The organism is Nostocoides japonicum T1-X7, assembly GCF_001046855.1.
Taxonomy (GTDB): domain Bacteria; phylum Actinomycetota; class Actinomycetes; order Actinomycetales; family Dermatophilaceae; genus Nostocoides; species Nostocoides japonicum.
The window spans coordinates 4,883,889-4,885,570 of the sequence record NZ_HF570958.1 but is presented as its reverse complement, the minus strand read 5'-3'; the positions used below and the strand labels follow the sequence as shown (position 1 = coordinate 4,885,570).

Genomic DNA, 1,682 nt, shown 5'->3' with positions numbered 1-1,682 from the left:
GCTCTGCCACCCGATCGGGGCCTGTGCACCACCCGCCCGGCCACCCCTGGCGCTCTGCCACCCGATCGGGGCGTGTGCACCACCCACCCCCGAGCGCCGCGCCCGCGGTCGCTTTATCGGGTCACCCCACAAGGCTGAGCTTGACCCGACAAGCGGAGTCGGGTGAGGCCCTGTGTTCCGGGGTGACCCGATAAAGCGGCTCCCCCGGGAGAGTCAGCGGGCGACGTCGGGAACCGTCGACTCCTCGACGTCGGGCAGCTCCCGGGCCGGGACGCCGGGCTCCCATGTGTCCGCCAGCTCCAGGTATGCGACGAGCTCAGCCGGCCAGATCTCCTCACCGGTCGCGGCGAGCTGCTGCACGGTCCACCAGCGATGGCGGGTCATCGTGATCCGCTCCTCCTCGGTGTGGCCCGCGTCGTCGACGTCGAACGGTGGGACGGTCACGGCGAAGAACGCGTCCACCTGATCGATGACGACATCGGTGTAGCCGTGGACGACACGTCGGACCGCTACCGGACCACGGACCTCGGGCGCCGCCACCCGCGCCCCCGTCTCCTCGGCGAGCTCCCGCACCGCCGCCTCGACGTCCGTCTCGCCCGGGTCGACGCCCCCGCCGGGCGTGATCCACCAGTGGGATCCGGGTATGCCGGGGTCGGAGTCCTCGAAGAGGAGCACGCGGCCGATCGTGTCACGCAAGAGGATACGGGCGGTTCGGCGGATCCGGTGCGGCCGCTCGGACGGAGGGACGGGCTCGAAGGTGCGGACGGGCTCGGACACCCGACCAGCCTAGAAGCCCCCCATGGGCGCATCTCGCCGGATCGTGGGCGGACACCATGAGCGACGCCCACCCGCCGACCTCGCTCCGCCGAGACTGCTCAGTCGAGCGGAGCTGGCATCCCCACCTCAACGCCACCGTGCTCGGGGGGCCAGCCACCGCGGCGTCCAGGCGAGCTGCCGATCGGCTGGTCGCCGTGACCATGCATCGACGGACATCCATGACCGCGACCGGCGGACACCCAATGCCGTCCCCTTCCCGTGCTCCTCGTGCGTCAGGCGCGCTCGCCGTCTGGTGCTTACGGTCGCATTGGGTTTCCGTCGGCCCCACCGACAGGAAGGCGGCCCTACCGACAGGCAATAGACGGCGACCCCGCCCGAGCACCCCGCCGCGTGAGCAGGCCCAGGGGCGGCTCACGCGGCTTAGCCCACGTTGTGCCTGTTCATCGGGCCGATCCAGGTCGCCGCTTCGGACGCTTCCCGAACTGCGGCCCGCGCCGGCTCTTATCGGGTCACCCCAGCAGGCTCGGCTTCACCCGACAAGGGAAGTCGGGTGAAGCCCAGTCTTGTCGGGTCACCCGATAAAGCGTCGGAGGCTGCGCGGTGCATCGGGCGATACGCGACCGCGCACCGCGCACCGCGGCATCCTCCCGGCCATGGCCAGTCGACACACCAGCCGCTCCCGCCTACCGGGCCGCCCGGCACACCCGATACCAGCTCACCCCGGCACACCGGCCCGCCCAGGACCCCGGCCCACCCGGCACACCCGATACCGGCACACCCGATACAGGCTCACCCGATACCGGCTCACCCCGCACACCCGATACCGGCTCACCCCGCACACCGGCCCACCCAGCACACCGGCCCACCCGATACCGGCTCACCCCGCACACCGGCCCGCCCAGGAC

General features: G+C 71.8%; 1 protein-coding gene. It reads right to left on the bottom strand.

The window, feature by feature from the left end; translation table 11 throughout:
• Positions 1-213: 213 nt before the first annotated feature.
• Positions 214-777, bottom strand: a complete 564-nt coding sequence (locus BN12_RS22185) for an NUDIX hydrolase (protein ID WP_200901278.1) — start codon at positions 775-777, stop codon at positions 214-216.
• Positions 778-1,682 lie beyond the last annotated feature (905 nt).